This window comes from Streptomyces sp. NPDC002403 (assembly GCF_053593015.1).
In genome coordinates this window covers 20,299-32,936 of sequence record NZ_JBSFBQ010000019.1, presented here as the reverse complement: position 1 = coordinate 32,936, position 12,638 = coordinate 20,299, and the positions used below count along the sequence as shown (strand labels likewise).

Sequence of the window (12,638 nt, the reverse complement as noted above, 5' to 3'; positions counted from 1 at the left end):
TGAGCCTGTTCGGGGTGTGCGTCGCACTCTCTTCGGAGGACTGGACCATTGAACGTCTCTGTGGCTCTGGCCTGCCGGTTCACGGGCGCGTACCGTGATCCGGCATGAAGATCCTGATCAGCGCGGACATGGAAGGCGCCACCGGTGTGACCTGGCCGGCCGATGTGCTGCCCGGCACTGCCCAATGGGAGCGGTGCCGTGCCATGTTCACCTCCGACGTGAACGCGGCGGCGCTCGGCTTCTACGACGGCGGCGCCGACGAGGTCCTCGTCAACGAGGCCCACTGGTCCATGCGCAACCTCCTGCTGGAGCGGCTCGACGACCGGGTCCAGATGCTCACCGGCCGGCACAAGTCCCTCTCCATGGTCGAGGGAATCCAGCACGGCGATGTCGACGCCATCGCCTTCGTCGGCTACCACACGGGCGCCGGCGCGGAGGGGGTCCTCGCCCACACCTATCTGGCGAACTCCATCACCGGGGTCTGGCTCAACGGCGCCCGCGCGAGCGAGGGACTGCTCAACGCCCATGTCGTGGCCGAGTACGGGGTGCCCGTCGTCCTCGTCACCGGTGACGATCTGACCTGCGTGGACGCCGAGGGCTACGCCCCCCGGGCCCGCAAGGTCGCGGTCAAGGACTACGTGTCGCGGTATGCGGCGGTCTGCCGCACCCCGGCCCGTACCGCCGCCGACATCCGCGCCGCCGCGAAGGCGGCCACCGCGCTCGCCGTGCGGCACACACCGGTGGAGGGCGGACCCTTCACCGTGGAGCTGGAGTTCGACGCCGAGCACCTGGCCCAGGCGGCCACCGTCGTCCCCGGTGTGGCGCCGAGCGGCGAACGGCGCGTCGCCTACACCAGCGCGACGATGTACGAAGGTATCCGCACGTTCAAGGCGGTGACGACGATCGTGTCGTCCGCCGTGGAGGAGCAGTATGGCTGAGGCGACCGGTCCCCAGGAGAGCGTCGACCAGCGGGCGCTCGACGAATCGGTGACGTTCACCTCCGAACTGATCCGGATCGACACCACCAACCGAGGCGGCGGCGACTGCCGCGAACGCCCGGCCGCCGAGTACGTCGCCGAGCGGCTGGCCGCCGCCGGACTGGAACCCGTCCTGCTGGAGCGGACCCCCGGACGCACCAATGTGGTCGCGCGGATTCCCGGCACCGACCCGTCCGCCGACGCCCTGCTCGTCCACGGCCACCTCGACGTGGTCCCGGCCGAGGCGGCCGACTGGACCGTGCACCCCTTCTCCGGCGAGGTCCGCGACGGCGTCGTCTGGGGGCGCGGCGCCATCGACATGAAGAACATGGACGCGATGGTCCTGGCGGTCGTACGCGCCTGGGCCCGGGCCGGGGTCCGGCCCCGCCGCGACATCGTGATCGCGTACACCGCCGACGAGGAGGCCAGCGCCGACGACGGCTCCGGCTTCCTCGCCGACCGGCACGCAGGGCTCTTCGAAGGCTGTACGGAGGGCATCAGCGAATCCGGCGCCTTCACCTTCCACGCCGGACCGGACCTGCCGCTCTACCCGATCGCCGCGGGCGAGCGCGGCACCGCCTGGCTGAAGCTCACCGCGCACGGCAAGGCCGGCCACGGCTCCAAGGTCAACAAGGACAACGCGGTCAGCGCGCTCGCCGCCGCCGTCGCCCGGATCGGCGAGCACGAATGGCCCGTCCGGCTCACCCCGACGGTCCGCGCCGCGCTCACCGAACTCGCCGCACTGCACGGCATCCACCCCGACCTCGACGCCCCCGGCTTCGACATCGACGAACTGCTCGGCAAGCTCGGCCCCGCCGCCGACCTGGTCGCTCCGACCGTCCGCAACAGCTCCAACCCGACCATGCTGGAGGCCGGGTACAAGGTCAATGTGATCCCCGGCCATGCCACCGCCTTCATCGACGGCCGGATGGTGCCCGGCGGCGAGGACGAGTTCCACGCCACCCTGGACCGGCTGACCGGTCCCGACGTCGACTGGGAGTTCCACCACCGCGAGGTCCCGCTCCAGGCCCCGGTCGACTCGCCGACGTTCGCCAAGCTGCGCGCCGCGATCGAACGCTTCGACCCGGCCGGCCACGTCGTGCCGTACTGCATGTCGGGCGGCACCGACGCCAAGCAGTTCTCCCGGCTCGGCATCACCGGCTACGGCTTCTCACCGCTGAAACTGCCCGCCGGATTCGACTACCAGGCGCTGTTCCACGGCGTCGACGAACGCGTCCCCGTCGAGGCCCTGCACTTCGGCGTCCGTGTCCTCGACCACTATCTGCGTACTGCCTGACCGCAACAGGGGGAATCGACCATGCTGCCCACCGGGGCTTACGGAACCTGGCCGTCGCCGATCGACGCCGCGCTCGCCGCCTCCCGCGACGGCCGCCCGGAGTACGCCGGCACCGTCGGCGACGAGGTGTGGTGGACCGAGCCGCGCCCCGCCGAGGCGGGCCGCCGCGCCCTGATCCGCCGCCGCGCGGACGGGAGCACCGACTGCGTGCTGCCCGCTCCGTGGAACGTACGGAGCCGGGTCATCGAGTACGGCGGAGTGCCCTGGGCCGGGACCGGGCGGGCCGAGGGCGGCCCGCTGATCGTCTTCGTCCACTTCGCCGACCAGCGGCTCTACGCCTACGCCCCGGACGGGCCCGACGAGCCACGGCCGCTCACCCCGGTCTCGGCCGTCGGCGGCGGACTGCGCTGGGCCGACCCGCAGCTCCACCCCGACCGGGGCGAAGTGTGGTGCGTCCTGGAGGAGTTCACCGGCGAGGGCCCCACCGAGCTGCGCCGGGTGATCGCCGCCGTGCCCCTGGACGGCTCGGCCGCCGACGACCGCTCGGCGGTGCGTGAACTCACCGACGACAGCCACCGGTTCGTCACCGGGCCGAAGCTCTCGCCCGACGGACGGCAGGCCGCCTGGATCGCCTGGGACCACCCCCGGATGCCATGGGACGGCACCGAGGTGATGCTCGCGGACGTCACCGGGGACGGCACCTTCGACCGCCCCCGGTCCGTCGGTGGCGGCCCCGAGGAGTCGGTGCCGCAGATCGAGTGGGGGACCGACGGGCAGCTGCTCTTCGCCAGTGACCGCAGCGGCTGGTGGAATCTGTACCGCGCCGATCCGCGGCGGGGCGCCGTCGCGCTCTGTCCCCGCGAGCAGGAGTTCGCCGGACCGCTCTGGAAGATCGGACTCAGCTGGTTCCGGCCACTGGACAACGGCCTGATCGCCACCATCCACGGCAAGGGCACCACCACACTCGGCATCCTCGATCCGCAGACCGGCGAACTGGTCGACGTCGCCGGGGACTGGACCGAATGGGCCGAGACGCTCGCCGTGCACGGCAGCCGGGTCGTCGGCGTCGCGGCGAGCCCGCACAGCGCGTTCGAGGTGGTGGAGCTGGACACCGCGACCGGACGCACCCGCGTCATCGGCGCACCGCACCGGGACGCCGTCGACCCGGCGTACTACCCCCGGCCCGAGAACCGCACCTTCACCGGGCCCGACGGACGCGAGATCCACGCCCACATCTACCCGCCGCGCAGCCCCGACCGGTCCGGCCCGAAGGACGAACGGCCGCCCTACGTGGTCTGGGCGCACGGCGGCCCGACCGGCCACGCCGCGCTCGTGCTCGACCTGGAGATCGCCTACTTCACCTCGCGCGGCATCGGTGTCGCCGAGGTGAACTACGGCGGCTCCACCGGCTACGGCAGGGCCTACCGCAACCGGCTGCGCGAACAGTGGGGCGTCGTCGACATCGAGGACTGCGCGGCCGTGGCCGCGGCGCTGGCCGACGAGGGCACGGCCGACCGGCGGCGGCTGGCCGTCCGGGGCGGCAGCGCCGGCGGCTGGACCACCGCGGCCTCGCTGACCGGAACCGACGTGTACGCCTGCGGGACGATCATCTACCCCATCCTCGACCTGACCGGCTGGGGCACCGACGAGACCCATGACTTCGAGTCGCAGTACCTGGAGTCCCTGGTCGGCCCGCTCGCCGAGGTCCCCGAGCGCTACCGCGAACGCTCGCCGGCCAACCGCACCGACCGGCTGACCACCCCCTTCCTCCTGCTCCAGGGGCTGGACGACCCGATCTGCCCGCCCGTCCAGTGCGAGCGGTTCCTGGCCGCGCTCGACGGACGCGGCGTCCCGCACGCGTATCTCACCTTCGAGGGCGAGGGGCACGGGTTCCGGCGCGCCGACACCATGATCCGCGCACTGGAGGCCGAACTCTCCCTGTACGCCCAGACCTTCGGGATCGAGCGCACCGACGTACCGCGGCTGGAGCTGAAGAAGTGACCCTCGTACCACTGACCCGCCCGGCCCGGCTGCGCCCGGGAGCAAGGATCGCCGTCGTGTCACCGAGCGGCCCGGTGCCCGCCGAGCGGATGGAGGCGGGCCTGGACGTACTGCGCGGCTGGGGCCTGGAGCCCGTCGAGGCGCCGCACGCGCGCGAGGTCCACCCCGAGCTGGACTACCTCGCCGGCACGGACGAGGCGCGGGCCAGGGACCTTCAGGAGGCCTGGTGCGATCCGGCCGTGGACGCGGTGATCTGCGCCCGCGGCGGATACGGCGTGCACCGGATGGTCGACCTGATCGACTGGGCGGCGATGCGCGCGGCCGGGCCCAAGGTGTTCATCGGCTACAGCGACATCACCGTGCTCCACGAGGCGTTCGCGCGGCGCATGGGGCTCGCCACCCTGCACGGCCCCATGGCCGGCACCGAGACCTTCCTCAAGGACCCGGACACCCAGGAGTCCCTGCGGGCCACCCTGTTCGAGCCCGAGTCGGTACGGACCCTCGGCCTGCCCGCCGCGCGGGCGCTGGTCCCCGGCCGGGCCCGCGGGATCACCTACGGCGGCTGTGTGAGCCTGCTCGCCGCCGAACTCGGCACCCCGCACGTCCGGACCTCGGCCCGGGGCGGGCTGCTGGTGATCGAGGACACCACCGAGGACCCGTACAGCATCGACCGCATCCTCACCCAGCTGCTGCGGGCCGGCGCGCTCGACGGCGTGGCCGGGGTGGCCTGCGGCTCCTGGGCGGGCTGCGGCCCGTACGAGAAGGTCCGGGCGGTGCTCGCCGACCGGCTGGGCCCGCTGGGCGTGCCCGTGGTGGAGGAGCTGGGCTTCGGGCACGGACCGACGACGCTGACGATTCCGCTCGGTGTGCCCGCCGTGCTGGACGCCCCGGCCGACGGCGGCCCCGCCACACTCACCGTCGAGGAGCCCGCGCTGAGCTGAACGGCGCCGAATCGTAAAGAAGTTGAGCATCGTTCAGGAAACGCCGCCCTGATCGTTGACAGCACTATGACGCATGTCACAGCATGAGCGCGGCTCATTACTTACCGGTCGGTAAGGCGCTCTCGGTGTGGAGGTCCTCGTGTCGCGTGCTGTTTCCCGCCCCCGGTCCGGCTATCGGACGTTCTCCCGGAAGTCGGCCGCCTACGTCGCCGGAGCCGCGCTCGCCGCACCGCTGGTCCTCACCGGTGCGGCACGGGCGACCGCTGCCGAGCAGTCCCCGTACACCGTCTCGCCGCTGAAGTTCACCCTCCAGGCGGGCGGCCGCTCCTGCACCGTCGACGCCGATCTGTACCGCCCCACCGGGGTCGACGCGCGGCACCCGGCTCCCGCCGTACTCGCCACCAACGGATTCGGCGGCAGCAAGTCCGACGGCTCGACCGACGCCATCGGCAGGGCCTTCGCCTCCCGCGGCTATGTCGGACTCGTCTACTCCGGCCTCGGTTTCGGCAAGTCGGGCTGTCTCATCACCCTCGACGACCCGGCCGTCGACGGCAAGGCGGCCGCCGGGCTCATCGACTTCCTCGCCGGGACCCGCGCCGCCGACGACGGGACCGAGGCCGACTACGTCACGCGGGACGGCAGCGGCGACCCCAGGGTCGGCATGATCGGCGGATCGTACGGCGGCGCCGTCCAGATGGCCACCGCGGCCGTCGACCGCCGCGTCGACGCCCTCGTGCCGCTGATCACCTGGAACGACCTGGCGTACGCGCTCGCCCCGAACAACGCCGGTACGCGCAAGGGGGTTTCGTCCGACACCGCCGGGGTCTTCAAGTGGCAGTGGACCAACGGCTTCTACCTGATGGGGGAGGGGCAGACGGTCCTGAACGCGAGCCTCGACCCGTCCCGGTTCAACAACCTCGGCTGCCTGCACTTCGCGTCCCGGGCCTGTGACACCATCCGGCTGCTCAACTCCGGCCGCTACCCGGCCGACCGGACCGCCGAGATGCTCGACTACGCGCGCAGCGTCTCGCCCGTCGACTACCTCGGCAAGGTCAAGGCCCCCACACTGCTCGTCCAGGGCCAGACCGACAGCCTGTTCAACCTGAACGAGGCCACCGCCACGTACGAGACCCTCAAGGCGCAGGGCACCACGGCCAAGATGATCTGGCAGTCCTGGGGCCACAGCGGCGGGCAGGTGCCCGGTGAACTCGACCTGGGCAAGGGCAACCTGGAGACCAGCTACGTGGGGCAGCGTGTCCTCGCCTGGTTCGACCGCTACCTCCAGCACAGGAAGAACACCGACACCGGGCCCGACTTCGCGTACTACCGCGACTGGCAGAGCGGTTACGGCACCGCCGGCTCCGTACCGGCCCTCTCGCAGAAGGTGTACCTGTCCGGCGACGGCAAGCTCGTCGACAACCGGTCCGAGGTCACCCGGGGCAGTCGCCAGTACGCCAACTGGCTGATCCCCACCAGCCATTCGGAGAGCTCGCTGGCCGGAATCCTCGGACTGCCCGACCCCAAGCCCTATGACACCAAGGGCACCTACCTCGGCTGGACCAGCGCCCCGCTGACGTCGCCCGTCGATGTGGTCGGCGCGCCGAAGGCCACCCTGAAGGTCGTCTCGCCGAAGACGGAGCGGGTCCAGAACAGCGGCGACGCCGCCGACAAGCTCGTACTGTTCGCCAAGGTCTACGACGTCGCCCCGGACGGCGGCAGGACGCTCGTGAACCGGCTGGTCTCCCCGGTGCGGGTGCCGGACGTCACGCGCTCGTTCACCGTGCAGCTCCCGGGCATCGTCCACCGGTACGAAGCCGGCCACCGGCTCGAATTCGTGATCGCGGCGAGCGACAGCGCGTACTCCGGCAACCGGGGGATCAAGCCGGTCACCGTGGTCAGTGCCCCGGAGGACACCGGAGTGCTGGAGCTTCCGGTGGTCGGCGGCCGGCTGAAGTGACGCGGACGGGCCGGGTTCGGGCGGCCCTGTTCCGGTCCGGGGGGCTCGTGCGATGACCCTGCTGCTCGCCGGCGCGCACCTGCCCTACCCCCGCACCGACGGATTCCACGCCGAGGGTGAGCGACTGGTGCTGACCCGGTACGCACCGGCCACCGGCGCCACCGGACTCGTCGGCATCCGCTGGCGCGGCGAGGAGCGGGCCGCTCGCACCCTGTACGAGGCATCGCTCAGCACCACGGGTCCCGAGCAGATGCTCTGGCCCGATGTGTCGCTGGCCTCCGAACGAGCGGCCTGGGCCAGGAACGGTGCCCTCCACGTTCTCGACCTGGACTCCGGCACCCCCGAGCGGCTGTACACGCCCGCTCCCGGGCACACCCTGCAGGACCTGTGCTCCCTCACGGCGTCGGGGGACCGGGTGGTCGTGAAGGGAACACCCCGAGGGCCGGGAGGCGCCGGTGACCTGTCTGGCGGTCTCGGTGTCCACCGGGAGGGCCGTCGAGCTGTTCGGCAGGGACTGGTTCGCCAACCACCCGGCTCACAGCCCGCACGACGGGGCCTGGCTGACCTTCGCCCGCGAAGGGCCCGCCCGGGAGGTCCCGGACCGGATCTGGGCCCGGCACCCCACACGGGCACCGGAGGGTCGTTGCGTCTTCGTCGGGCGACGGAGCGCGGAACCCTCGCCGTGGGCCACGAGCGCTGGATGTTCCACGACCTGGGTGCCGTGGTGTGCGCGTACGGCGAGAGAGAGGCGGGACCGCGCGGCCTGTACGCGGTCCATCCGGACGGCCGCTCGCCCCGCCTGGTCAGCGAGGGAGCCCGGGGCCGGCACTGCGGCATCAGGGACAGTCCTCAGCCCCTAGGGTTGCCGGATGTCTGAAAGCGACTATCTGGCCGAGGGGCGGCGTGCGGCGATCCGCCCCTTCACGCAGGCCGATGCCGAGGAGTTCACCACCCGGGCGCGGGAGAGCCGGGAGCTGCACCGTCCCTGGCTCTTCCCGCCCGACGAGATCCGCGCGTACGCCGCCTACGCGGGCCGGCTGACCGAGGACCCCACGAGGGCGGGCTTCCTCGTCTGCGAACGCGGCGACGGATGCGGACCCGGAGGCGCGATCGCGGGATTCATCAACATCAACAACATCGTCGCCGGGGCCTTCCGCTGCGGTGCGCTCGGATACGGGGCCTTCGCCCACGCGGCAGGACGCGGCCTGATGGGCGAAGGCCTGGGCCTCGTCCTGCGGTACGCCTTCGGGCCGCTCGGTCTGCACCGCCTCGAAGCCAACATCCAGCCCGGCAACGAGGGCTCGCTCGCCCTGGTCCGCCGGGCCGGCTTCCGCCTCGAAGGCTTCTCGCCGGACTTCCTCTTCATCGACGGAGCCTGGCGCGACCACGAGCGGTGGGCCATCACCGCCGGGATGACCGACGAGAACGCATAGAAGGCCCCGGACGCGGGCCGGGTACCGCGGCGCCCGGGCCGGTCCACTCCACCGGCCGACCCCGGGTTGAGCAAGTCTTTACCGATGGCCGAATCGGCACCCCCGGCGGGCCCACGAGCCGCTCCCGCAAGGGATCCGGGGCGCGGCGGCGTGTACAGGAAGCGGAAAGCCGCGGCCGAAAGCGGCAGGTGCGCCTCCCCGTCCACGTAACGGTCGTGTTGACCGCAGGCAATCCCGGGTGGACGCTCGTAATATAGATGCTAGATACAACTGGTTCTGCCGGGCTGCGCCTCCGGCACACCGCCCGGATGGTGCGGGCGGCACCGTGCGTACGAGGCTCCCGGGCGGGACCGGATCGGGAGGACGCACATGTGTGGCATCACCGGCTGGGTCTCCTTCGACCGCGATCTGCGGGCGGCCGAGGAGGTCGCGAAACTGGACGCGATGACGCAGACCATGTCCTGCCGGGGCCCCGACGACCGGGGTACCTGGACCGCCGCTCACGCCTCGCTCGGACACCGGCGGCTCGCGATCATCGACCTGCCCGGCGGGCGCCAGCCGATGACCGTCGACACACCGGAGGGGGCGGTCGCGCTCGTCTACTCCGGGGAGGCGTACAACTACACCGAACTCCGTGACGAACTGACCGCCCGCGGGCACCGGTTCACCACCGACTCGGACACCGAGGTGGTGCTGCGCGGCTATCTGGAGTGGGGCGAGGCCCTCGCCGAGCGGCTCAACGGCATGTACGCCTTCGCGATCTGGGACGGCCGCCACGACCGGCTCGTCATGATCCGCGACCGGATGGGCGTCAAGCCCTTCTACTACTGGCCGACCTCCGACGGTGTGCTCTTCGGCTCGGAGCCCAAGGCCGTCCTCGCCAATCCGCTGGCCCGGCCCCGGGTCACCCTCGACGGGCTGCGGGAGCTCTTCACCATGGTCAAGACCCCCGGCCACGCCGTGTGGGACGGCATGTACGAGGTGGAGCCCGGCACGGTCGTCACCGTGGACCGCGGCGGCCTGCGCCGGCACGTCTACTGGCGGCTGGAGACCCGCCCGCACACCGACGACCAGGACACCTCGGTCGCCACCGTACGGTCGCTGCTCGACGACATCGTGCGCCGGCAGCTGGTCTCCGACGTCCCCCGCTGCGTCCTGCTGTCCGGCGGACTCGACTCGTCGGCCGTCACCGCGCTCGCCGCCCGGCAGCTCGCCGAGAGCGGCGAGAAGGTCCGCACCTTCGCCGTCGACTTCGTGGGACGCACGGAGAACTTCGTCGCCGACGAACTGCGCACCACCCCCGACACCCCGTTCGTGCACGACGTGGCCCAGCAGTCGGGCACCCTCCACCGGGACATCGTGCTCGACCCCGACACCCTCGCCGACCCGGAGGTACGGGCCCGGATGATCCGGGCCCGGGACATCCCCATGGGCCTCGGCGACATGGACGCCTCGCTCTATCTGCTCTTCCGGGCCATCCGCGAGCACTCGACCGTCGCACTGTCCGGCGAATCCGCCGACGAGGTCTTCGGCGGCTACCTCCAGTTCTTCGACGAGCGGGCCCGCAACGCCGACACCTTCCCCTGGCTGGTGCGGTTCGCCGAGGACTTCGGCGAGGACTCGGACATACTCCGCGACGACCTCAACCGGGCCCTCGACCTGGGGGCATACATCCGCAGCAGCTACGAGACCGCCGTCGCCGGCATCGAACGGCTCGCCGGCGAGAGCGACTTCGAGTACCGCATGCGCAGGATCTGCCACCTCCACCTGACCCGGTTCGTGCGCGTCCTGCTCGACCGGAAGGACCGCGCGAGCATGGCGGTCGGCCTGGAGGTCCGGGTGCCGTTCTGCGACCACCGGCTCGTCGAGTACGTCTACAACGCACCCTGGTCCCTCAAGTCCTTCGACGGCAGGGAGAAGAGCCTGCTGCGCGAGGCAACCGCCGATGTGCTGCCCCGCTCGGTGTACGACAGGACGAAGAGCCCCTATCCGTCGACCCAGGACCCCAAGTACGCCGTCGCGCTGCAGGAGCAGGCACGCGCACTGCTCGCCCGCCCGGACCACCGCGTCTTCGAGCTCATCGACCGCGACCGCCTCCGCAAGGCCGCCGACCACGGCGCCCCGCAGATCACCGCGGCATCCCGCCGCGGCCTGGAACGCACCCTGGACCTCGCCACGTGGCTGGAGCTGTACGAGCCCGAACTCGTCCTCGGCTGAGCGGGCCGCCCCCGGGAGCACCGGGTGACGGTCAGTCCGATTCGAGCAGCACTCCCTCGTAGGCGAGCCACTGGGCGAAGGAGTGCAGCCCACGAGCCAGGCCCGTCGCGGGCGTCCAGCCGGGGGGCCGCACCGTGCCGGCCGGGGTGTGCCACCCGGGCTCGGCGTCCGGCACGGCCCGTACCGGTACGGGCCGTACGGCACCGTGCACGGCCTGCGCCAGTTCGGCGGCCGTGCACGGTTTCTCGGCGACGACCGCGATGCGGTGGTGCTCCGGCCGGGAACGCAGCACCGCCTCGATCGCGTCGGCGAGGTCGTTCACGTGGACGGGCCACACCTCGGCGTCCGGATCGCCCTCGGCCGCGAGCGGGTGGCTGCGCAGCGCGTCCCACACCATGCGGCCGATCGGCGTGCGGCGTGAGCAGCCGGGGCCGTACAGCTCACCCACGCGCAGGCGGTAGGGGGCCGGGGCGCCCCGCGGATGGACCGTCACCTCCCGTTCGGCATCCTGGAGCCGCGTCAGATCGATCACGGCGGCGGACCGCTCGTGCCGGTCGGCCAGCCTGCGCGCCAGGTGTTCACCGAGCGGGGTCGCCGCCCCGCGCCAGACGAGGCCGCCCGGCCGTCCCGGGCGGGTGCGGTGCTCTGCGGCCGCTTCGCGCCCGGCCAGCAGCGCGCGCCGCGCCACCTCGGCCAAGGGCTCGCGGCGGCGTGCGATGTGGTCCTCCGTACTGGCGTTGCTGATGCCGCCCGGGCCGATCGTCGCCACCGCCTCCGCGTACGCCTCCGAGGCAGCGGGCGGCGCGGCGAGTCCGGTGCGGGCGGCCTCGAAGCCCATGGCCAGAGCCGTCAGCCAGGTCCCTCGCACATCCGCCTCGGCCGACGCGGCGCCGGGCGGGCGCAGCAGCGCGGCGGGCAGTCCGGCACCGCGGAGGTACTGCTCCGCCTCCAGATGCAGCCACCGTTCCGGCCCGGGGCCCGGGACCCGTACCGCGCACTGCGCGACGCCGTGCTTGAAGAACGGCAGCACCGACAGACCGGTGAGGGTCGCGCCCTCCTTCCCGGGCCGGTCCCGCGGTACGAAACAGACCGACCGGCGCGGGCCGCGGAAGGCGTTCCCGGAGATCGAGCCACGGTCCTCGTGCTCGGCGAGACTGGGCACGGCGACATAGCGAGGAACACCGAGGGCGCTGAGATAGCGGTGCATCAGGATGTCGTCGGGCCAGCCGCCGAGCCGCCGTCTGCCGTAGGCGACGAAGCCCTCGGCGATCCGGCGCGGCAGCACGATCGCCACGCACGGGAAGTACTCGTTGACGGCGCCCACCCAGCGGGCGCCCGCCATCGCCCCCAGCCGGACGGCCGCCCCGTTGCGGGAGTCCCAGAGGGCGAACAGGGCCAGCGCCGCGTCGGGCAGTTCCTCGATCGCGAGCCGGACCCGGTCCAGGAAGGATTCGGACAACACCATGTCGTCCTGGACCACCAATTGATGTGTGGCCCCTTCCTCGATCGCCGACCAAGCGGCGAGAGCGGTGCGCAGCACCGACGGAGTGCCGGTGGGGTCGGGGTCCATGACGACCCGCAGAAGGCCGGAAGGCGCGCTCAGGGCCAGTTTCTCGGCCGCCGCCCGGCGTCTGGGATGGGTCATGACCACCGCGCTGAGCCGTTGGCGTGCCATACGTCCTCCCTCTGTCCGGATCGGCCCGGACCGCACCGGGGTATCCGTCCGGAGCCCGTCCGCCAGCCGGATTCGGACAGTACGGGCGGTGCCGACGGCCCGCAAGAGTGCCGAAATGGCCCTCTGGCAGGCGGGCGACG

The 12,638-nt window shown here is 72.2% G+C and carries 9 protein-coding genes; 8 read left to right on the top strand and 1 reads right to left on the bottom strand.

The genetic code is table 11. The annotated features are described in order from the left end of the window. Positions 1-104 precede the first annotated feature (104 nt). From ACWCPY_RS21570 to asnB, 8 genes are all read left to right on the top strand, one after another. The gene (locus ACWCPY_RS21570; RefSeq protein WP_451267245.1) at positions 105-938 is read left to right on the top strand and encodes a M55 family metallopeptidase; all 834 of its coding nucleotides are present in this window, start codon (positions 105-107) and stop codon (positions 936-938) included. Beyond that, positions 931-2,274, top strand: coding sequence for a M20/M25/M40 family metallo-hydrolase (locus ACWCPY_RS21565; RefSeq protein WP_451267243.1), 1,344 nt, complete (start codon positions 931-933; stop codon positions 2,272-2,274). Before ACWCPY_RS21570 ends, ACWCPY_RS21565 begins: the two co-directional genes overlap by 8 nt. A 21-nt stretch (positions 2,275-2,295) precedes the next feature. Beyond that, positions 2,296-4,275 carry a prolyl oligopeptidase family serine peptidase gene (locus tag ACWCPY_RS21560; protein ID WP_451267241.1) on the top strand — a complete coding sequence of 660 codons (1,980 nt, stop codon included), beginning with the start codon at positions 2,296-2,298 and terminating at the stop codon, positions 4,273-4,275. Continuing rightward, on the top strand, positions 4,272-5,216 hold the full coding sequence (locus tag ACWCPY_RS21555; RefSeq protein WP_451267239.1) for a S66 peptidase family protein: 945 nt from the start codon (positions 4,272-4,274) through the stop codon (positions 5,214-5,216). The genes ACWCPY_RS21560 and ACWCPY_RS21555 overlap by 4 nt, the downstream gene beginning before the upstream one ends. Positions 5,217-5,343: 127 nt before the next feature. Continuing rightward, the gene (locus tag ACWCPY_RS21550) at positions 5,344-7,173 is read left to right on the top strand and encodes a CocE/NonD family hydrolase (RefSeq protein WP_451267237.1); all 1,830 of its coding nucleotides are present in this window, start codon (positions 5,344-5,346) and stop codon (positions 7,171-7,173) included. A 52-nt stretch (positions 7,174-7,225) separates the two neighbouring features. Beyond that, a complete protein-coding gene (locus ACWCPY_RS21545; RefSeq protein ID WP_451267235.1) occupies positions 7,226-8,050 on the top strand; it encodes a hypothetical protein in 825 nt (274 codons plus the stop codon). Continuing rightward, complete coding sequence (locus tag ACWCPY_RS21540; protein ID WP_451267233.1) at positions 8,043-8,606, top strand: GNAT family N-acetyltransferase; 564 nt, start codon at positions 8,043-8,045, stop codon at positions 8,604-8,606. The genes ACWCPY_RS21545 and ACWCPY_RS21540 overlap by 8 nt, the downstream gene beginning before the upstream one ends. A 369-nt stretch (positions 8,607-8,975) precedes the next feature. Continuing rightward, positions 8,976-10,823 carry an asparagine synthase (glutamine-hydrolyzing) gene (gene asnB, locus ACWCPY_RS21535; RefSeq protein WP_451267231.1) on the top strand — a complete coding sequence of 616 codons (1,848 nt, stop codon included), beginning with the start codon at positions 8,976-8,978 and terminating at the stop codon, positions 10,821-10,823. A 31-nt stretch (positions 10,824-10,854) separates the two neighbouring features. Here asnB and ACWCPY_RS21530 read toward each other — a convergent pair whose 3' ends face one another. After that, the gene (locus ACWCPY_RS21530) at positions 10,855-12,498 is read right to left on the bottom strand and encodes a hypothetical protein (RefSeq protein ID WP_451267229.1); all 1,644 of its coding nucleotides are present in this window, start codon (positions 12,496-12,498) and stop codon (positions 10,855-10,857) included. Positions 12,499-12,638 lie beyond the last annotated feature (140 nt).

Excerpts from the sequence above, each read along its gene's own strand:
- ACWCPY_RS21545 (WP_451267235.1), top strand. The coding sequence starts at position 7,226 with ATGACCCTGCTGCTCGCCGGCGCGCACCTGCCCTACCCCCGCACCGAC.
- ACWCPY_RS21560 (WP_451267241.1), top strand. The coding sequence starts at position 2,296 with ATGCTGCCCACCGGGGCTTACGGAACCTGGCCGTCGCCGATCGACGCC.
- asnB (WP_451267231.1), top strand. The coding sequence starts at position 8,976 with ATGTGTGGCATCACCGGCTGGGTCTCCTTCGACCGCGATCTGCGGGCG.
- ACWCPY_RS21530 (WP_451267229.1), bottom strand. The coding sequence starts at position 12,498 with ATGGCACGCCAACGGCTCAGCGCGGTGGTCATGACCCATCCCAGACGC.
- ACWCPY_RS21540 (WP_451267233.1), top strand. The coding sequence starts at position 8,043 with ATGTCTGAAAGCGACTATCTGGCCGAGGGGCGGCGTGCGGCGATCCGC.
- ACWCPY_RS21570 (WP_451267245.1), top strand. The coding sequence starts at position 105 with ATGAAGATCCTGATCAGCGCGGACATGGAAGGCGCCACCGGTGTGACC.
- ACWCPY_RS21565 (WP_451267243.1), top strand. The coding sequence starts at position 931 with ATGGCTGAGGCGACCGGTCCCCAGGAGAGCGTCGACCAGCGGGCGCTC.